Below are 19,579 nucleotides of genomic sequence, written 5' to 3'. Positions count from 1 at the left end.
GTGCATCACAGTGTGCGACCGGTTGCCGCTGCGCGTCCCGCAATGAGGGCCAGGGCGGCCGTGACGATGGCGTTCCAGCCCGCCATGGACAGGCCGAACAGGCGCCACGCCGCTTCATCGCAGCGCGGGACGTTGGCGCCCTTGATCGCCGAGAGAATGTCGCCCGTGACCATCACCGGCGCGCCGGTGCATGAGGTGGGCCCCGCCCAGAAGCGCCACTCCACGCCCGCGTGAAAGACCGCGAGGGCGAAGTTTCCGAGCATCATCACCGCCAGCAGCGCCAGCAGCACGCGCCCCGTCCGCAGCTTTCCGGCTGCCAGCACCGCCAGCGTGACCAGTCCCAGCGGCAGCGCCATGTAATAAGGAATCCGCTGGTCGAGACACAGCGGGCAGGGCGCCAGGCCCACCACCAGCTGGAAAAACCAAGCGGCCGCCAAGGCGGCGCCAGACCCCAGCGCCACCAGCAGCGCTGCGGGGGCCGGAGAACGCAGGGAAAGAAGGGGGAGGGCTGCCACGCGGTATCTCTTTGCTCTCGAAAACGCGGCGAACCGCGCGCGCCGTGTGATGCGCCGCAAGGCGATAAACCTGCGGCGCGCCTCTGTCCACGGGTGGATGCGGCGATGCCGAGGGCGTGATTGCGCGCCCGCGCCGCACCTTAGAGTTATTCCTACTCAGCAGCCGGCTATGGCTCCGCAGCGCAACATGAGGTATAAGTTGCTAGTCGTCTTCGGAGGCATTCGCATTGCGTTTCCCCTCCGCCGGCATATTTTGGTGGTAGCTACGAAGATTGCAGACCGAAATGAACGAGATGCCCCGATCCCGATCCGCCTTCGGTATTTCCGTTGCCCCGAGCAGCGAAAGCCTTGCCGAGCCTGTGCTTCCTGTCGCCCAGCTCCGCGACATTACGGTGGCGCGCCGCACCGGCTGCCCCTTCCATGATGTGCGCGAGATGCTGCGGGAGGTGGGCCTTCGGCCGACCCGCCAGCGTCTGGCCTTGGGCTGGCTGCTGTTCGCCAAGGGCGATCGGCATGTGACCGCCGAAATTCTGCATGAGGAGGCCATCAAGGCCCGCTTCCCGGTGTCGCTCGCCACCGTCTACAACACGCTGCACCAGTTCACGGAAGCCCAGCTTCTCCGCGAAGTGGCCGTGGACGGCTCCAAGACCTATTTCGACACCAATTCGTCCGACCACCACCATTTCTACCTCGAAGGCCAGAATGATCTGGTGGACATTCCCGCCAGCGACGTGGCGGTGAATCTTCTGCCCGAGCCGCCGGAGGGTTACGAGGTGGCGCGCGTGGATGTAGTGGTGCGCCTGCGCCGCAAGAGCAATCGCCCGTCCTGATCTCTCCGATCGTTCATGGCGGCGCGCGCAGCAGGTGCTCCGCGCATGGGTGTTTGCTGCGGCCGCGCAGGTGGGTGGCGAGAAGCCTCGCCTTCATACACGGCGGCTCTTGCCAAGCTGAGTCCAATAAACGCGTGTCGTAACGCCCTCGGGGACAGGGGCGCTACGGCGCGCGTTTTTGTTTGCGGGCGACGGCTTGGGCGCTCGATCGTTTCAGCGCTTCAGTGCAGCGCCGACGTGCGCCCTCCTTATGCAGTTCCACGCCTCTTTCGCGCGAACCCGTCCGGTCTTCGCGCGGATGCGTTCGGGGGGGGGGCGGACCCGCGCCTCACACGGCCCGGAGCGGTTTTTCGAGCACCGCGAGCACGCGCTGTAATTCGTGCCCGCGCTTCAGGATGAGCCCGGTCTGGGACACCACCGCATAGGCTCCTTGCTTGCGGGCGAGACGGGGGTCCTTCTCGATCCGATAAAGGGGCACATCCATCGCACGGCGAAAAATGGAGAAGATGGCCTTGTCGCGGGTGAAATCCAGCGCATAGTCCCGCCACTCACCGAGGGCGACCATGCGGCCGTAGAGGTCGAGGATTCGGTCCAGCTCCCGCCGATCGAAAGTCACCCGCACAGCAGCCGCAGGGGGTGTCACGCGGGCCAAGCTTATGGGCTCGATATCTCCCATAGCCTCTCCTTTCGCACGGGCTGTTGCGCTGCGGCGATGCAGGTTGGCCATGATCACCGGCACCGCTCGCCGTTTCAAGGGGATCCATAGCCGGCACTGCAGTGTGGAGTGCGTTTTCGGCCCGAGGGCGATCACGTCAACGTTAGTAAAATCACAGTCTCGCCGGATTTCGGCCTATCGCGTGCCGCTGGGCGGAGAGAAGCTTCTTCTCGTAGCAGGGCCGGTTCGTGAGGCGCTCCGGTCTATCCCAGCCCCCCCAGCCCCCCGGGGTGAATCCGAACCGGCCACTGCTACGCATCGATATTCGACCCCCAAGTTGAGCCGCCTTCGGGCGGCTTCTTTTTTGCCCGGAGCGGGGCGCGCAGACCGCTGCGCGCGTGGGGCAGCGGTGCGGTGACGGTCCTGGCGGGGGCTTACTTCGCTGCGGGTGGGGAGGCGGGCGTCGTCTCTTGCACGGCAACGATTGTCGCGCCGAGAATGGGGCCGGGCGCCGCCGCGGTGCCGGCCTGGAGCAGAACGGCGACCTGGTCCACTGCCTCGCCCTTGATGTCACTCAGCTTGAGCTCATGGCGCTGCTTGGTGCCGTTCCATTGGCCGAGCCGCACCCACCCGCGCACCACGTTGGAATAGGTGACGTTGCGGCCGCTGTTCTCGCCCCGGCTGATGGTGACGGATTTCTCGCTGGCCACCGGACAGACCCAAACTTCCGCCCCTTCGGGCGGCGCCGCCGATTCGGGAATCTCGATTTCCATCACCTCGCCCCTGCGGTGCGCCTTGATGGGCACTTTGAGGCTGCCAGCGGTGCCCGGGCCGGCAAGAATGGCACGCTGGAGGGCGGCGCGATCGCTTCCCTTCACCGCGTGCACCCCGTCAACCACGGCCTGGGGGGTGAAGACCTTGTGATCCGCCCGCTTCTCCGCATACGCCTTTTGGCGCAGGGAGTGGCCGTGCAGGGCCAGCGTGTCCTTCCAGCCGATATAGTCCCAATAGTCCACGGGCATCGTCAGGACGATCAGGTTCGGATCCTTCGCAAGCTCGGCCACCAGCGCATCGGCCGGCGGACAGGAGGCGCACCCCTGGCTTGTGAACAGCTCGACCACCGCTTTCGGCTGGCTCTGCGCCCATGCAGGCAGGGCGGCAAGGGAAAGGGCGAAGGCGAGAGCTGTGCGGGTGAACATCATCTTCGCAGGGATCGGTGCTGAAACGGGGCCAGTCCGGAATAGCGGACGCGGTGCCGCGGGACCAGTCACAATGGGGTGTCACGCCCGCCGGCATTGTCACAAATGGCGGTGCGGACGGTTCACAGGCGCGCTCGATGCACCCCTAAACACTGCTGAAGGCACAAAAAAGCCGGCCCGGATCGCTCCGGGCCGGCCATTTGCGTAACGTCAGCCTCAGGCCGCGAGCGAGCGCAGCACGTAAGGCAGGATGCCGCCGTTGCGGAAATAGTCGAGCTCATCCAGCGTATCGATACGGCAGATGAGGTCGACGTTCTTCACGGAGCCGTCGGCGAACTTGATTTCGGCGGTCAGGGTCTGGCGCGGCTTCAGGTCGCCTTCGATGCCCTTGAGGGTGACGATCTCGTCGCCCTTGATGCCGAGGGTCTGCCAGCTCTCGCCGTCCTTGAACACCAGCGGCACGATGCCCATGCCGACCAGGTTCGAGCGGTGAATGCGCTCGAAGGACTGGGCGATCACGGCGCGCACGCCGAGCAGCTTGGTGCCCTTGGCCGCCCAGTCGCGGGACGAGCCGGTGCCATACTCCTTGCCGGCGAAGACCACCAGCGGCACGCCTTCGGCCTTGTACTTCATGGCCGCGTCGTAGATCGGCAGCTGCTCGCCATCCGGATAGTGGACGGTCACGCCACCTTCCACGCCGGGCACCATCTGGTTCTTGATGCGAATGTTGGCGAAGGTGCCACGCATCATGACTTCGTGGTTGCCGCGGCGGGTGCCGTACTGGTTGAAGTCCACCGGACGCACCTGGTGATCGACCAGATACTTGCCCGCCGGAGAAGCGGCCTTGATGGAGCCGGCCGGCGAGATGTGATCGGTGGTGATGGAGTCGAGGAACAGACCCATGATCCGCGCGTCGATGATGTCCTTCACCGGCTCGGGGGTCTTCTGCAGGCCCACGAAGTAAGGCGGGTTCTGCACATAGGTCGAGGCATCCTGCCAGGCATAGGTCTGGCCTTCGGGAGCCTGGATCTTCTGCCAGTGCTCGTCACCCTTGAACACGTCGGAGTACTTCTCCTTGAACATCTTCTTGGAGATGTTCTCGCGGATGTACTCGGCGATCTCCTTGTTGGAGGGCCAGATGTCCTTCAGGTAGACGGGCTTGCCGTCCTTGTCCGTGCCGAGCGGCTCGGTGGTGAGGTCCACCTGGAGCGAGCCGGCCAGGGCATAGGCCACGACGAGGGGCGGGGAGGCGAGGTAGTTCGCCTTCACGTCCGGGTTCACGCGGCCTTCGAAGTTGCGGTTGCCGGAGATCACGGCGCCGGCCACGAGGTCGTTCTTGTTGATCGCCTCGGAGATGGCTTCCGGCAGCGGGCCGGAATTGCCGATGCAGGTGGTGCAGCCGAAGCCGACCAGGTTGAAGCCGAGCTTGTCGAGATCATCCTGCAGGCCGGAGGCCTTCAGATAGCCCTCGACCACCTGGGACCCGGGCGCGAGCGAGGTCTTCACCCACGGCTTGGTCTTCAGGCCCTTCTTCACGGCCGCCTTGGCGAGCAGGCCGGCGGCGATGAGCACCGAGGGGTTCGAGGTGTTGGTGCAGGAGGTGATGGCGGCGATCACCACGTCGCCGTGGCCCACCGCGTAGTCGGTGCCGGCGACCGGCACGCGCTTATCGGCCTCGCCGGGCTTCTTGAACTCACCCTCAAGGGCGGAGAGGAAGCCGGCCTTGGAATCGGAGAGCAGCACGCGGTCCTGCGGACGCTTCGGGCCGGCCATGGACGGCAGCACCGAGTCGAGGTCCAGCTCCAGGGTGTCGGTGAACACCGGATCGGGAGTGTCCTTCTTGCGCCACATGCCCTGGGCCTTGGAGTACTTCTCCACCAGCTTCACGCGGCTGTCCTTGCGGCCGGTCTCGTCGAGATAGGCGATGGTCTCGCTGTCGACGGGGAAGAAGCCGCAGGTCGCGCCGTATTCCGGCGCCATGTTGGCGATGGTGGCGCGGTCGGCGAGGGTGAGGTGCTCCAGGCCGGGGCCGTAGAACTCCACGAACTTGCCCACGACGCCCTTCTTGCGGAGCATCTGGGTCACCGTCAGCACCAGGTCGGTGGCGGTGATGCCTTCCTTCAGCTTGCCGTCCAGCTTGAAGCCGATGACCTCGGGAATGAGCATGGAGATGGGCTGGCCCAGCATGGCCGCCTCTGCCTCGATGCCGCCGACGCCCCAGCCCAGTACGCCCAGGCCGTTCACCATGGTGGTGTGCGAGTCGGTGCCCACGAGTGTGTCTGGGTATGCAACCTCCACCTTCTTACCGTCGATCTTCTCGTCGCGGGTCCAGACGGTCTGGGCGAGATATTCGACGTTCACCTGGTGGCAGATGCCGGTGCCGGGCGGGACGACGCGGAAGTTGTCGAACGCGCTCTGGCCCCACTTCAGGAACCGGTAGCGCTCCTGATTCTGCTTGTATTCTTCCTCGACGTTCTTGCCGAGGGCGCTGTTGGAGCCGAAGAAGTTGACGATCACCGAGTGGTCGATGACGAGGTCGACGGGCACCAGCGGGTTGATCTTGGCGGGGTCGCCGCCGAGGGCCACCATGGCGTCGCGCATGGCCGCGAGGTCCACCACGGCGGGAACGCCGGTGAAGTCCTGCATCAGCACGCGGGCGGGGCGGTAGGCGATCTCGCGCTCGGCCTTGCCCTTGTTGTTCAGCCAGTCGGCGACCGAGATGATGTCTTCCTTGGTGACCGAGCGGCCGTCTTCGAAGCGCAGGAGGTTCTCGAGGAGCACCTTCATGGAGAAGGGCAGGCGGGAAATCCCTTCGAGCCCATTCTTCTCTGCGGCTTCAAGGCTGTAATAGACGTACTCGTGGTCGTCCACCTTCAGGGTGGTGCGGCACTTGAAGCTGTCGAGGGATGTCACGGCGCGTTCTCTCCGTTGTAATGACGATCAACGCCAATATGCAAAGGTGGTCGGAGCGGCACCCCACCACCTCGAAAGGTGCGGTTCGGCGGCTTTATAGAGCCATTTCAAAGCGCGGTCATGCGCTAAGAAGAGGGAATGCGCAATGCATCCAAAGCAGGGGTCATGACGGGTTTTTCCATCACCGCCCTCACCGGCGAAAAGCTCAGCTGCCGACGCGGATTCAAGCAACTTTTCCAAGACCTTGATATCACTGCCCAAGCCGGGCGCGCGCTGGTGGTGACGGGGCCCAATGGCGCCGGCAAGTCATCCCTGCTGCGGATTCTCTCTGGCCTGCTCACTCCCAGCGGCGGCAATGTACGCCTCCAGGGTGGCCCTGAGGAAGGCGGATTGCGTGAGCATTTGCATTATCTTGGGCATGATGACGCAGTGAAGGGGGCGCTGGCGGTGGCCGCCAACCTCGACTTCTGGCGCCAGGTGCTCGGCCCCACCGGGCTTTCCGTTGAGGAAGCGCTGGAGGAGGTGGGGCTGGGGGGCCTTGGCCGGCTGCGCGCCTCCGTGCTTTCGGCGGGGCAGAAGCGGCGGTTGGCCATTGCCCGGCTCCTTGTGTCGCAACGGCCGGTCTGGATCCTGGATGAGCCGACCACGGCGCTCGATGTGCGGGCGCAGGCCCGGTTCGCGGCATTCGGACGCGCTCACCTTCAAGCCGGCGGCATTCTGGTGGCCGCCACCCATGCGCCTCTGGATCTGGGCGAGACCGACGAGCTCAGCCTTTCCGGGCGGGCCATCACGACGGTTGATGAGGAGCTTGAGGCATGATGGGGGCTTTTCTGGCCGTGGTCCGGCGCGATATCGCCCTTTCCCTCGGCTCCGGCGGCGGGGCGGGGCTCGGCGTGGTGTTTTTCCTGTCGGTGATCACGGTGGTTCCCTTCGCCGTGGGGCCGGATCTGGTGCTGCTGGCCCGAATCGGCCCCGCCATCCTGTGGATTGGCGCCCTGCTGGCGAGCCTCATCGGCCTGGAGCGGCTGTTCGCTGCCGATGCGGAGGATGGGTCGCTTGATGCGCTCAGCCTTTCAGCCATGCCGCTGGAGCTGACGGCGGCCGCCAAGGGGCTCGCGCATTGGATCGCAACCGGCCTGCCACTGGTGGTGGCGGCGCCGGCGCTGGCGCTGATGCTGAACCTGGAGCCGGCAGCCATCGGCGCCGTGGTGGCAACGCTGCTGGTGGGCACGCCCGCCGTCACCTTTCTGGGCCTGGTGGGCGCGGCCTTCGCGGGGGCGTTCCGGCGCGGGGGGCTGCTCATCGCCGTGCTGGTGATTCCATTGACCATCCCGGTGCTGATCTTCGCGGTTGCGGCGACCACCTCGGCCGTAACGGGGCCGGTGCCGTTCGGCACGCCGTTCCGGGTGCTCATGGGCCTCGCTCTGTTCGCCGTGGTGCTTGGGCCGGTGGCGGCCGCGGCGGCCTTGCGGGCGGCGCGCGGCTAGGGATTTGTCCGAGGGGCGCCGGGCGGTGGCTGCGTGAAGCCTGAAGGCGGCGCCCTGCCGTCACTCCAGCTGCTTCAGGCGGGTCATTTGCCGGTCGATGTCGGCCGCGACGGCGCGTTGTGCCGCGGCGGCCGTGCCGAGTTCGTCCAGGGTCTGGCCGATGACCCCGGACTGCTCGAACAGCTGCTCCAGCTTGCCGATGATCTCGCGGTGTCGCGCATCGTCGGCGCCGAAGCGGGCGTGGGTGGCATCGATGATGGAGCCGAGCCGCAGCAGGGTCTCTTCCATGCCGCCAATGGCCTCGCGGGTTTCGGAAAGGGTGGCCTTGGTATCGCCGGCCAGCTTTTTCACCTCGCTGGCCACCACCGCGAAGCCACGCCCGGCCTCCCCCGCCCGCGCCGCCTCGATGGTGGCATTGAAGGAGAGGAGATTGGTCTGCCCCGCAATGGTGTCGATGACCGCCAGCACCTCGCGGAGTTCTTTCATGGATTGGCCTAGGGCCTGAAATTCCGTGGACAGGGCGGCGGCATCGCGTTCCGCGTCTCCTCCGGCCGCCTCGCCGGAGGCGGTGAGCAGGGTGCCGCGAATGGCTTCCACCACCTCGCGCATTTCACCGCTGCGCTCCACTGCCCCTTCAATATGGTGGATGAAATCCAGATGCCCCGCCAGCTGCTCGATGATCCGCGAGCGAAGGGCGTTCAGCATCTCGGCCCGCTTGAGGGCGCTGCTGGTGAAGGACGTGCGGAAGCGCGCATAGTGGATCGGGAACGTATCCACGACGTCATCCACATAGTCGCCCGCGCTGGCGTCGAAGAAGACGATGGCGCTCAGCGTTTCATTGACATTGATACCGAAGAGCTCGCCAAAGGTGGAAAAGCCGGCCGCCGGGCAGGGCCAGAGCCCATCAGTTCCGGAGAGGCTGGATGGGTTGTTGAGCCGGCGTAGAATGCAATCATTCAGGATCGCGCCGAGGGGGCGGGGCTTTTGGGCGAGAAAGGCCTGGAGGTCGCTGCGGGTCTGTTCTGCGAAGTCGGTGGCCTGGAGCAGTAGCAGTTCATCGCCCGCATTGACGTCGCAGAAGAAGGACGCACGCCCCCGCTCCACATCGATGGCTGCGACCGAGCGCACGAACAGCTCGCCATCGATCTCGATGCCGAAGGTGCGGCCCGCCAGCGCGCCTTCCACCTCCTGTGGCGCCACGCCCAGCATGGTGGCGAGGGCGGGAACGAAGGGCTCCACCTGATCGCTGCCGGGCCTGACCACGGCCGCCACCGTGCGCCGCTCGGGATCCGCCTCCGCGACCAGGAAAGCGGTGCCGCTTTTGGTGAAGTTCTGGCTCTTGAAGACGCCATAGCGCCGGCCCGGCGCCATCTTCACGAACACCACCACGGCGTGGTTCTCAAGCACCTGCTCGCCGTTGAAGATGGAGGTCGAGCGCAGGTCCAGCGTGCCGCCCGCCGAACCGCCCACGAACAGGCAGGGAAAGCGGCCGGACCGGTAGACCGCCTCCATGAAGTAATTCTCGCTTGCCGACAGGCCGTCGATGAAGGTGAGGGCGAAAACGTCCCGTGCATGAATGGGAAAGACCGGATGCACGAGGCCCAGGGATTGAGTGATCCGTGCCACGCGTGCGTCGTGCGCCAGGGTGGGCGCGCCGGCGCGGATATCCTCATTATGCAGCGGCACGGAGTGGATATCGACGGCGGCAATGAGATCGGGCGGGAAAATCTGCAGGGTCAGGGTGTTCCAGCGCTCGCCCGTGGGGCGGTAGAGCGGGCCGCCCTGGCCCGAGCAAAGCTCGCCAGCGCCGGACACCGCAACCACCGGAATCGCGCCCGCCAATGCCTTCAGGCGGGCGCTCACCGCCGCGAAATCCACGTGGGGGGAGACGAAGGCCAGGACCAAGGCCGCATCGCCCGTGGGGAAGCGCAGGTCCGCGGGGGTGATGCCCCGGAGCCCGTCGTCGGTCTCGGTCACCCGGATCAGCTGGGCCGCCGTCCCTTGCGCGCCGGTGGCCTGCACGCCGCCCGCAGACGAAACGGCGTCGGGTGTCGTGGCGGCCTGCGGAGGAGGGGACATGCGAGGCTCCTGTCGGTGCGTGGCGGCAAGGGCGGCAATGCGGGCGGCGTTCGCCGGTATTCCAGAGCTTTTCCCGGACGTGAGCGGCCCCGAAGAACATGAGGCGCGGCCATAAGCACAAAAAAGTCGTGCCCTTCCGGGCTGTGCACCGGGCAGGCTGTGCAAAGCATAGTTCAGTGGTGGCAGGATACAACTGACACAAATGGCGCATCCGCATGGCCAATGGGGGCTGAAGCGCGCTTTCGGCTGGCTCTTCCGGTGGCCTGGGACAGGCGGGCGGAGGATCAGGCGTCAATTGTTGGCGGGTTGTTCGTGCGGGCCAGTTTGTATTCAAGTATACTTGAGGGGTAGTGGTATTCGCGGGCGCGCTCGCGGTAAATCCATAAGGAAATGTGCATCGCGCGGGCGCGTGGGGGGCGGAACGTCAGGTCGTCGCTGGCCGAGGAGGGTTCCATGCACCCCATGGACATGATGAAGGTGTACGCCCGCGTGGGCGAGGTCTACCGGGCGCGGGTTGGCCAGGCGGTGGCGGAATATGGGGAGGCCCTGCGCGGCGCCGCATCAAGCGTTGCCGGCGCCGCGGCGCCGAAGGATCCGGCGGAAGTCTGGCGGGAGGCGGTCTCCTATGGGTTTGACGCCGCGCAACGCGGGCTGCTGTTCTGGGATACGCTGCGCCAGCGCGGCAATAATTGGCTCGCCCATGAAAAGGCGGGCAAGCCCCCCTTGCTCGCGTTCGACTTTGAGATCGTTGCCGACGCGCGCACTTTCGAGCGGCCGGCGAATTACGCGCTCGCCCGCATCCTGCCGCCGGAGGGCCTGACGCCCGCCGGGGGCAAGCGGCCCTTCCTCATCATCGATCCCAGGGCGGGGCACGGGCCCGGCATCGGCGGGTTCAAGCGGGATTCGGAGGTGGGCTTCGCCCTGCGGGCGGGGCACCCGGTCTACGTGGTCATCTTCTTTCCGGACCCGGAGCCGGGCCAGACCCTGGCCGATGTCTCGCTGGCCGAGGCCGAGTTCCTGCGCATTGTCCACGCGCGCCACCCGGCGACGGACAAGCCGGTGGTGATCGGTAACTGCCAGGGCGGCTGGGCGGCGATGCTGGTGGCCGCGCTCGATCCGGACAATGTGGGCCCCATCGTGGTGAATGGCGCGCCCATGTCCTATTGGGCGGGCAACGATGCCGAAAACCCCATGCGCTATGCGGGCGGCGTGCTGGGCGGCACCTGGCCGGCCCTGCTGGCCAGCGACCTGGGCGGCGGGGTCTTCGATGGGGCCTGTCTGGTGGACAATTTCGAGTATCTGAATCCCGCCAACACGTATTTCAGCAAATACTACAATCTTTATTCGCGGATCGACACCGAGGCGCCGCGCTTCCTGGAGTTCGAGCGCTGGTGGGGCGGCTATTTCCTGATGAACCGGGCGGAGATCAAGTGGATCGTCGAGAACCTGTTCGTGGGCAACAAGCTGGCCGCCGGCAAGGCGGCCTGGGCCGAGGGGCGGACCTTTGACCTGCGCGCGGTGCGCTCGCCCATCATCGTTTTTGCCTCGTTGGGCGACAACATCACGCCGCCGCAGCAGGCCATCAACTGGGTGGCGGACCTCTACCCCACAACCCAGGCGCTGAAGGATGCGGGGCAGGTGATCGTGGGGCTGATGCACGAAAGCGTCGGCCATCTGGGCATCTTCGTCTCGGGCGCCGTGGCGCGGCGTGAGCATGCGCAGATCGTCGATCTCCTGGAATATGTGGAGGCGCTGCCGCCCGGCCTCTATGCCATGCGGATCGAGGAGATCCAGGAGGACGGCGCGGTGACCTATGACGTCACCCTCACCGAGCGCAAGGTGGAGGACCTCGCCCAGCTGCAGAAATATGGCCGCAGGGATGAGATCCCCTTCGAGGTGGTGGCTAATGTGTCGGACGCCAATGCCCGCGCCTATGAGGCCCTGGTGCACCCCGCTCTTTCGTGGCTGGTGACGCCGGAAATGGGGGCCGCGCTGCGCGCCTTCCACCCGCTGCGCGTCGCCCGCTGGGCCTTCTCCGATCTCAATCCGTGGCTCGTTGCGCTGGCGCCGCTGGCGGAGTTCGCCCGCAGCCAGAGGACGCGGCGCGACGAGGCCGGAGTGTTCGCGGCGTGGGAGCGCTTTTTCGCGGCGTCCGCCACGGCCGGCTGGGATTTCTACCGGCGGATGCGGGACGCGAGCGTGGAAACCGAGTTCTTCCGGGTCTATGGCAGCCTTGCCATGCTGGATCCTGACCTGACGGCGCCGGCCCATCCAAACCTGGTGGAAGAGCCGCCGGCGGAGGTCGCTTCGGCCATGGCGGCCATGGGGGAGGGCGGCTTCACCGAGGCGGCCGTGCGCGTCGCCCTGCTGGCGCGCCGGCTCGGCGCCGGTATCCAGCGCCTGTCGGCCCTGAAGCAGATTCGCGAGCTCGTGGGCGACGAGGTAGGCCTTATCGCCCTGCCGGCGGATGAGGCCCAGGCCCTGGTGCGACGCCAGGCCATCATCGTCAATCACGCACCCGACGAGGCTTTGGCGACCTTGCCCGCCTTGCTGCACAGCCTGGGTGAGCGCCAGCATCTGGTGGAGCTGCTCGACCGGCTGCTGATCCATCTGCCCGTGGGTGAACGGCAGGCGGCGTTCGCATCGGACCTGCGCCGATTCCTGGAATCGGCCCCGCTGCCGCAGCCGGACGGGCAAATGGCGGCGCTGGCCTCATCCTCGCGCGCCGCCCGCCACTGAGGCGGAGAGCGAGTGCCGATCCGGCCGTGTTCTCGCGCCCGGTTCCTGCGCCGTGCGGGTTGATCGCGCGTCCGTGTTCGGCACGCCGCATCTCGTGATTTGAACCGGGGGGTGAAGTGAGGGGATACCTCGGCCAACTGTCGAGGTCGCGTTTCTGCGGGGCATCAGGGCCTCCGCCTTGGGCGGGAACATGCAGCCTCTCCCCTTCTCGATCCGGGGGCTCCAGGATCGGTAATGAGGATGAGACATGGTCACTCCACCCGCGGCGGGGAGGCTGTCGAGCGCGTCGTCACAAGCCCTGGGGTCCACGCCCCTGGATGCCGGCATGGACACGATCCGTCCGGCATTCGTGACGGTGGTGGTCTTCAGCTTCTTCATCAACATCCTGGCCCTCAACGGGCCGCTCTACATGATGCAGGTCTATGATCGCGTCCTGGCGAGCCGGAACCTTGAGACGCTGGTGGTGCTCACGCTCATCGCCGCCTTTCTCTATGCGGTGTGGGCGGCGCTGGAGAGCCTGCGCGCCCGCATCCTGGCGCGGGCCGGCGTCGCCTTCGACGAGGCGGTGAACGCTCCGGTGTTCGATGCGGTGTTGCGCCTTGCCGCGCGCCAGCCCGGCTCCGGCCAGGCCCAGCCCTTGCGTGATCTGGAGACGGTGCGCGATTTCTTCGCCGGCGCCGGCATCACCTCGCTGTGCGATGTGCCGTGGGTGCCCATCTACATTGCCTGCGCCACTGTGCTTCACCCCCTTTATGGGGTTCTGGCGGTTGCGAGCTGCGTGTTTTCCGGCGTCATCGCCGTGCTCAATAATCGCAGCACCCGCCACGCGCTGGAGCAGGCCAACCGGGCCAGCATCGCCGCCACCGCGGCGGCCACCGCCACCTTCCGCAATGCGGAGGTGCTGAAGGCCATGGGCATGGCCGGGCCGCTGCGCCGGCGCTGGCGCAAGGTGCATGACGATGCCCTGGGATGGCAGGGGCAGGCCGGCGACCGGGGAGCTGTTCTGGTGGCCCTCACCAAGTTCAACCGCGCCTTGGTTCAGAGCGCGGTGCTCGGGCTCGGCGCCTATCTCGCCATCGAGCGCGAGATCTCGCCGGGCATGATGATCGCCGGCTCCATCCTGCTCGGGCGCTGCATTCAGCCCATCGAGCAGGCGGTGGCCAACTGGAAGTCCGTGGTGCAGATGCGCTCGGCCTACGAGCGCGTGCAGCTTCTGCTGCGGGCGGCGCCGGCACCCGGCCCGCGCCTGCAGCTGCCCGACGCGAAGGGCGAGGTGAGCGCGGAGACCCTGTTCATCCGCGCACCCGGGCGCGATGTGCCGGTGATCCGCAATCTCTCCTTCAAGCTCCCAGCCGGGGCTTCTCTCGGCATCGTGGGGCCGACGGCGGCGGGCAAGTCCTCCCTCGCGCGGGTGCTGGTGGGGGTGTGGCCGGCGGCGGCGGGCTCCATCCGCCTGGATGGTTCCGAGTTCGCCCATTGGGATGAGGAGCAGCTGGGGCGGCAGGTTGGCTATCTCCCCCAGGATGTCGAGCTGTTCTCCGGCACGGTGGCCGAGAACATTGCCCGCTTCGCCGAGCCGGACGACGCCCATGTGGTGGGCGCGGCGCGCATCGCCGGGGTTCATGAGATGATCCAGCGCCTGCCGCAGGGCTACAATACGCAGATTGGGGAAGGGGGCGTCGCCCTCTCCGGCGGCCAGCGCCAGCGCATCGGGCTGGCGCGCGCCGTCTATGGCATGCCGGCTCTGGTGGTGCTGGACGAGCCCAATGCCAGCCTTGACCCGCCGGGCGAGCAGGCCCTCGCGGAGGCCATGCGGCAGCTGAAGGCGGCCCGCCGCACGGTCATCATCATCAGCCATCGCCCGGCGGGCCTGGGCCAGTGCGACTTCATCCTGGGACTCAAGGACGGAACCATGCAGGCCTTCGGCCCGCGCGAGCAGACCCTGGCCAAGCTGGCCAATGGCGGCAACGCGGCGGTGCGCCAGCGTGTCCCGCTCGCGCCCAAGCCGGCGGCGGGCGCCGCGCGCGGCGCGGGGGCCATGCCGGCTGGCTGGGCGCCGGGCCCCACCGCAGTGGCGATGCCCGCAGCCGTCCAGAAGGAGGCGTGAGCCATGTCCATGCTCGATCACGGGCGCCAGGTCGGCGCCATCCTGCGCCAGGGACTCGCGCGAGGCCATCGGCTGGCACGCCATCCGGTGCTTTCCGACCTCACGCGCCGGCTGCGGGAGAACACCGCGCTCATGCGTGTGGGGGGCTGGGCGCGCGAGCGTGTCGCCACCCTCTTCGGGCCGGTTGAAGCGCCTCCGCCCGGCGCCGTGCCGCCGCCCTCGGGTGACTACCGCGTGTTCGCCCGCGCCGGCTATGGGTTGATCGCGTTCACCTTCCTGGGGCTCGGCGGCTGGGCCTCGCTCAGCAATGTGGACAGTGCCGTCATGGCCCCCGGGGTGGTGGCCGTGGAAAGCATGCGGCAGGTGGTGCAGCATCTCGAAGGCGGCATCATCGGCCAGATCCTGGTCAAGGAGGGGGACGAGGTCGCCAAGGACCAGGTGCTATTCCGCCTCACGGACACGCTGCCGAAGGCCAATTACGACGCCGCGCTGGCGCAGCTCGGCGCGGCGCTGGCCATGGAATCGCGCCTTTTGGCCGAGCGCGACGGCCTGACGGAAGTGACCTTCCCCTCCGAGCTTTCCGACCATACGGACCGGCCCGCCGTGCTGCGGGCCATGATCGACCAGCTCACCCAGTTCAAGGACGGGCGAGCCAATTTCGACAGCCAGATCGAGATTCTCGACGGCCGGGTCTCCCAGTTCAACACGGAGATCGAGGGCCTTGCGCAGGAGCGCTCTTCCGCCCGGCAGCAGCTTTCCTTTGTGGAGGATGAGCTGAATTCCGTGCGCGTGCTGGAGCGCAAGGGGCTGGTGAACAAGTCGCGCGTGTCCCAGCTCGAGCGGGAGAAGGCGCGGCTCGACGGCGTGGTGGGCCGCAACATCGCCGATACGGCGAAGGCGCACGGGTCCATCAGCGAGATCAAGATGCAGATCGCGCAGCTCCGCCAGCAGCGGGTGGAGGATGCCGGCAAGCAGCTCCTCGACGTGCGCCAGAAGCTCAATGATCTGCGCGAGCGCGCGCGGGTGGCGCAGAGCGTGCTCGATCGCGTGGAGATCCGCGCGCCGCGCGCCGGCACGGTGCAGAACATCAACCCGCGTATCTACACGGTGGGCGCGGTGGTGCGGCCCGGCGACACCATGCTGGAGGTCGTGCCCGTTCACGAACCCCTGGTGGTGGACGCCCAGGTGCCCGTGCAGGATATCGATCGGCTGGAAAACACCAATGAGGTGGAGGTGAAGTTCCCCGCCTTCCACGCGCGCAGCACGCCTTTGGTGCTCGGCCGTCTGCAATCGGTCTCCCGCGACCGGCTGATGGACGAGACCACCCATGAGCCGTTCTTCCTGGCTCGGGTGGCGGTGGCCGACACCGACATTCCGCCGGACCTGAAGGCCCGCCTTCGCCCCGGCATGAATGCGGAGGTGGTTTTCGGTACCGGCGAGCGCTCCGTGCTCAGCTATCTGGTGCGCCCCTTCACCGACGCCATGAGCCACGCCATGACAGAAAGGTGAGGGCGCGAGCCGCATCCCTCGTCCAAAACATCGGCGATGCCCGGCCCAGTGCCGGGCATTTTCATGTCCGCGGCCCGCCGAGGCTCCTATTAGGCGCGAAGGCAGCGCAGAGGGATGGCCAAAAGAAAAGCGGCCGGCTGAGGGCCGGCCGCTTCCTGTTCTGCGTGATCCTCGGGCGTGCGCGCTGCCGGCTCACCTGAGGATGGCCCCCTGTGGGGCGCGCGTTCAGACCGTCGCGAAGATCTTGCTGAAGTCGTAGTCGTCCTGCGTCACGCCACTGCCGACGGGGGAGACGAAGCCCACCACATCGCCATTGTCGCGGCCCAGGGACCACATGGAAATGCCGGCCACGTCATCGTTGGACTGGACATAGTCCACGAGCTGCTGCGCGTCCTCCAGGGTGAAGATCTCGGAGGTGACGTCGTTGATGCCGATCATCGGCGTGATGACGATGTCGGTATCGAGGCCGATCTGGCTGAGCTGGGCGAGGGTGGCTTCCGCCGCCGAAATGGCGTCGTCGCCCATGTCGCCGCTGTCGTAATAGTCGCCGTAGTCCATAGCCATGATGTTGACGGCGGAGATCTCCACGCCCGCATCCATGGCGGACTTCAGAAGGTCCACCCCGTCCTGGGTGAGGCCGTCGGTGAGCACCGGCAGGGTGAACGACACCTCAAGGTCGGGATTCGCATCCTGCAGGGCCGCCAGGGCCTCGTTGCGCATGTCGTTGGCCGCGTCGTTGGCGATCGAGGCGCCCTCGATGTCGAAGTCGAGCTTCGTCACGCCATACTTGTCGATCACCGACTGGTAGGCCGCCTCGAGCGCATCGGCGCTGGAGAAGGTCTGCGCGGCTTCCCGCCCATTGGCGCCACCGAAGGAGATGGTGACGTCGACGCCCATGGCATGGAGCTCGTCCACCATGGACGAGATGGTGGTGCCGTTCGAGAGCGCGTCATCGGCGATGCTGCCGGTGCCGCCCCAGCCGATGGTGTCGGTGCCGGAGGACAGCACGAAGGCGAGCGTCACCGCATCCAGGCCCGCTTCCGACACCATGCTCACGAGGTTCTGGCTCGTGGTGAGCGACATGTCGACATAGGGCGAGAAGCTCTTGTCGGTGTCGCTCACGCTCCCCGTCTCGGCGGTGGTCACGCTCAGGGTGTCGGAGGGCTGGGAGGAGCCGGCCTCGTCGAGGGCCACTACCGTGAAGGCATAGGTGGAATCGGCATCCAGGCCCGTCACCTTGAAGTAGGTGCCCGAGGTGGTGCCGATGAGCTCGCCGTCCTGGTAGATCTCATAGCCGGAAACCGTGCCCACGCCATCCACCTCGGCCGCGTCCCAACGCAGGGTGAAGGAGGTGTCCTTCACGCCAGAGGCGGCCAGGTCGTCCGGCGCGTCCGGAACCACGGGCGTGGTGTCCATGTAGCCGATGAAGGTCCACACATTGCCGCTGCCTTCGGCGCCGCTGTGGCTCGCCGGGTCGTCGCCCTGGGTCCACCAGTTGGCCTCGTACACGGCATTGCCGACGCTCACCTGGTCGCCGGCCACATAGACGCCGGAGGACGCCCAGGCCGCGGCATAGTCAGCCTCCTCGCCGCCGTCGCCGGTGTTCCCGGTGTCACCGGTATCGCCGGTGTCTCCGGTATTGCCCGTATCACCAGTGTTCCCGGTGTCGCCCGTGTTCCCGGTGTCACCGGTATTGCCGGTGTCGCCGGAACCGTTCGAGCCGGAAAGGGCGCCCTGCCACTCGGTGAGCGCGGAGCTGTCCTTGGCAACGATATTGTCGATGCTCAGGTCCGCCAGGGTCACGCCGGAGAGGGTGTAGGTCTGGTCGTTGGAGGGAATGGAAATCACCACCGAGCCGTCGGCCTCGGAGATGGTGAAGTTGTCGGCCGAGAACCAGCCGAAGTCGAGCTTGTCTGTTTCCGGGTTGAAGTTCAGCACCGTGTCCGATCCCCAGGACCAGGTGATGGTCGTGGTGGTGCCGCTTCCGTCATTGCCCGAGCCGGTATTGCCGGTGTCACCCGAGCCGTTGTCGCCGGAACCACCGGGGGTGGTGCCTCCGGAAGAACCGCCGGAGCTGGAAAGCGCGTCGGTCCACTCCGTCACTGCGGAGCTGTCCTTGGCCGTGATGTTGGCGAGTGTCAGATCAGACAGTGACACTCCTGCCAGAGTGTAGCTCTGATTGTTGGACGGGATCGAAATCACCACGGAGCCGTTCACTTCGCTGATCGCGAAGTTGTCGGCATTCATCCAGCCGAAATCGAGCGTATCCGTTGCGGGATTAAAGTTCACAGTCGCCTGCGAACCCCAGGCCCAAGTGATCGTGGTCGTTGTCATTCTGGCTCCTTTTCGCCGCCGCGGCAAAAGGAGCCGAGTGGCCCGTCATGGTCAAGCTTCTCCAGGTCATGTGTTTGTGAGAACTGCCATGATGTCGGGTTTGTGAACTAAGTCGCGAATATCTATCCTTGGAGGAAATTGGTTTTCCAAGAAACTCTGTACCGTACACTGCAATCGAATATTGAAATATGAGCAGTGAGATCGCATAGGAGGTATCAAATGGCCGTTATCGCGCCGTGAACACGCAACGGTGATTTGATTTCCGCGACCCGCAGTCAGGCCGGCTCAGCGGCCCGGCTCTCTCTCATGGACAAAAGCGCGCCCACGAAGAAGCCCAGTGCGCCGAGGAAGAGGCCCATATTCGCGAGCATGGGAATCCAGGCCGCCTCCGGCCCCCGGGGCACATAGGCCAGGAGCGCGGCGACCATGAAGGCGATGCAGCCGAGCAGGTTCGTGAACACGATCTGCCATTCCAGCGACCGCGGCTTCCAGCTCCAATAGCGGTGGCAGGTCTCGATGAAGGCGAGATAGCCGGACACGAGGAACAGCACGGAGCCGATCATATCCGGGCCCCAGATGGCCAGGTTCTGCATCAGCCAGCCGGGGGGATCGACGATCGAGTCGAAGGTGTTGAAGTTGAAGGCCACGGTGCCGATGAACTGGGTAAAGGTGCTGAGCCAGCCCACATTGCGCGGGTGCCAGCCCATCAGCGCGATACGGCGGGCCGGCACCGTTGCCGGGTCCACCGCGAACGGGCCCGCATTCGCCGCCTGGAAATGCTGCATGTAGCCGGCGGTGGTGAAGGGCAGGGACCCGGCGAAGAAAACGATGTTCACAAGCAGCGCCGAAGGTTGCCACGGCCCCTCGGGGATGAGCGCCAGTGCGCTTCCCAGCATGAACAGGAACGAGCCGATGGCAAAGATGAGGCCGGTGGCCCAGTTATAGCCCTGGGTCTGCCAGAGGGGGACGGAAGCCGTTTCGAGCGCGCGGGCGCGGCGCACTAAGCCCTTCCGGTGCTGGCGCGCCTTCCAGATAATGTGGCGCCCCGCCAGCACATAGCTTCGGAAGGTAACGAACGGCCAGGGGCCGGCGAAATGGAGATGGCGGGCCACCAATCCCTTCAGCTCGAGGGCGAACGGATCCTTCATGCCATCGCCCCCTTGGCGCGCGCGGGGCGGTGGGCGAGCGTGTCCCCCATCGGCGCTGTTCCGC

Annotated in this window: 13 protein-coding genes; 6 read left to right on the top strand and 7 right to left on the bottom strand. The window is 66.5% G+C overall.

Annotated elements, in window-relative coordinates; translation table 11 throughout:
- Positions 1–5: 5 nt before the first annotated feature.
- Positions 6–515, bottom strand: a complete 510-nt coding sequence (locus V5F26_RS14960; RefSeq protein ID WP_394946322.1) for a disulfide bond formation protein B — start codon at positions 513–515, stop codon at positions 6–8.
- A gap of 293 nt (positions 516–808) precedes the next feature.
- On the opposite strand from V5F26_RS14960, the gene irrA reads away from it, so the two are divergent.
- Complete coding sequence (irrA, locus tag V5F26_RS14955) at positions 809–1,345, top strand: iron response transcriptional regulator IrrA (RefSeq protein WP_394056657.1); 537 nt, start codon at positions 809–811, stop codon at positions 1,343–1,345.
- Positions 1,346–1,673: 328 nt separating this feature from the next.
- Here irrA and V5F26_RS14950 read toward each other — a convergent pair whose 3' ends face one another.
- From V5F26_RS14950 to acnA, 3 genes are all read right to left on the bottom strand, one after another.
- Positions 1,674–2,021 (bottom strand): DUF2794 domain-containing protein, encoded by a 348-nt coding sequence (locus V5F26_RS14950; protein ID WP_394056658.1) that lies wholly within the window; start codon positions 2,019–2,021, stop codon positions 1,674–1,676.
- Positions 2,022–2,434: 413 nt separating this feature from the next.
- Positions 2,435–3,202, bottom strand: a complete 768-nt coding sequence (locus V5F26_RS14945) for a DUF1223 domain-containing protein (RefSeq protein ID WP_394056659.1) — start codon at positions 3,200–3,202, stop codon at positions 2,435–2,437.
- Positions 3,203–3,415: 213 nt separating this feature from the next.
- Positions 3,416–6,112 (bottom strand): aconitate hydratase AcnA, encoded by a 2,697-nt coding sequence (gene acnA / locus V5F26_RS14940; protein WP_394056661.1) that lies wholly within the window; start codon positions 6,110–6,112, stop codon positions 3,416–3,418.
- 165 nt (positions 6,113–6,277) lie between these two features.
- On the opposite strand from acnA, the gene ccmA reads away from it, so the two are divergent.
- Both ccmA and ccmB read left to right on the top strand, forming a co-directional pair.
- The gene (gene ccmA / locus V5F26_RS14935; RefSeq protein ID WP_234050522.1) at positions 6,278–6,931 is read left to right on the top strand and encodes a heme ABC exporter ATP-binding protein CcmA; all 654 of its coding nucleotides are present in this window, start codon (positions 6,278–6,280) and stop codon (positions 6,929–6,931) included.
- On the top strand, positions 6,931–7,599 hold the full coding sequence (gene ccmB / locus V5F26_RS14930) for a heme exporter protein CcmB (protein WP_234050825.1): 669 nt from the start codon (positions 6,931–6,933) through the stop codon (positions 7,597–7,599). The genes ccmA and ccmB overlap by 1 nt, the downstream gene beginning before the upstream one ends.
- A 60-nt stretch (positions 7,600–7,659) precedes the next feature.
- On the opposite strand, the gene V5F26_RS14925 is transcribed toward ccmB, so the two are convergent.
- Entirely contained in the window at positions 7,660–9,678 is a 2,019-nt protein-coding gene (locus V5F26_RS14925) for a methyl-accepting chemotaxis protein (RefSeq protein ID WP_394946320.1), read from the bottom strand.
- 453 nt (positions 9,679–10,131) lie between these two features.
- Here V5F26_RS14925 and V5F26_RS14920 point away from each other — a divergent pair, with 453 nt between their 5' ends.
- The 3 genes from V5F26_RS14920 to V5F26_RS14910 all read left to right on the top strand — a co-directional run bounded on the left by V5F26_RS14920 (position 10,132) and on the right by V5F26_RS14910 (position 16,033).
- On the top strand, positions 10,132–12,417 hold the full coding sequence (locus V5F26_RS14920; protein WP_394946319.1) for a DUF3141 domain-containing protein: 2,286 nt from the start codon (positions 10,132–10,134) through the stop codon (positions 12,415–12,417).
- A 325-nt stretch (positions 12,418–12,742) separates the two neighbouring features.
- Positions 12,743–14,524, top strand: a complete 1,782-nt coding sequence (locus V5F26_RS14915; RefSeq protein ID WP_394946318.1) for a type I secretion system permease/ATPase — start codon at positions 12,743–12,745, stop codon at positions 14,522–14,524.
- Positions 14,525–14,527: 3 nt separating this feature from the next.
- A complete protein-coding gene (locus V5F26_RS14910) occupies positions 14,528–16,033 on the top strand; it encodes an HlyD family type I secretion periplasmic adaptor subunit (RefSeq protein ID WP_394946317.1) in 1,506 nt (501 codons plus the stop codon).
- Between the two features lie 225 nt (positions 16,034–16,258).
- Here the strand turns inward: V5F26_RS14910 and V5F26_RS14905 are convergent, their stop codons facing one another.
- Positions 16,259–18,367, bottom strand: a complete 2,109-nt coding sequence (locus V5F26_RS14905; protein WP_394946315.1) for a fibronectin type III domain-containing protein — start codon at positions 18,365–18,367, stop codon at positions 16,259–16,261.
- A gap of 275 nt (positions 18,368–18,642) precedes the next feature.
- Positions 18,643–19,515: a hypothetical protein gene (locus V5F26_RS14900; RefSeq protein WP_394056668.1), complete on the bottom strand. Its 873-nt coding sequence runs from the start codon at positions 19,513–19,515 to the stop codon at positions 18,643–18,645.
- Between the last annotated feature and the right edge of the window lie 64 nt (positions 19,516–19,579).

Source organism: Xanthobacter variabilis, from assembly GCF_043831965.2.
Lineage (GTDB): Bacteria > Pseudomonadota > Alphaproteobacteria > Rhizobiales > Xanthobacteraceae > Xanthobacter.
Note: the sequence above shows the minus strand (reverse complement) of the source record. Positions and strands in the feature narration are given on the sequence as shown.